The sequence below is a fragment of the Brevibacillus fluminis genome (assembly GCF_003710825.1).
GTDB classification, from domain to species: domain Bacteria; phylum Bacillota; class Bacilli; order Brevibacillales; family Brevibacillaceae; genus Brevibacillus_D; species Brevibacillus_D fluminis.
On sequence record NZ_RHHQ01000076.1, the window covers coordinates 1 to 242 of the forward strand.

1 protein-coding gene is annotated in these 242 nt (G+C 53.7%); it reads left to right on the forward strand.

Features of this window, described 5'->3' with window-relative positions; all coding sequences use genetic code 11:
* On the forward strand, positions 1–242 hold a 242-nt coding region (locus tag EDM56_RS30965; protein ID WP_148040451.1), incomplete at both ends, for a response regulator.

The following is a 242-nucleotide window of genomic DNA, read 5'->3' on the forward strand; positions in this document are numbered from 1 at the left end:
GTCGTGCTGCGCGGCCTGCAATTTTTCCTCAGCATGCAAAAAGATTTCGAGATTGTCGGTGAAGCGGAAAACGGCAAGGAGGCGCTGGAAAAAGTGGCATCCTGCCAGCCGGATGTCGTGCTGATGGACATGGTGATGCCTGTGATGGATGGGATCGAGGCGACGCGGCTCATCAAGAAAACGTATCCGGACGTCAAAATTTTGGTGCTGACCAGCTTTTCCGATCAGGATTACGTGCTGCC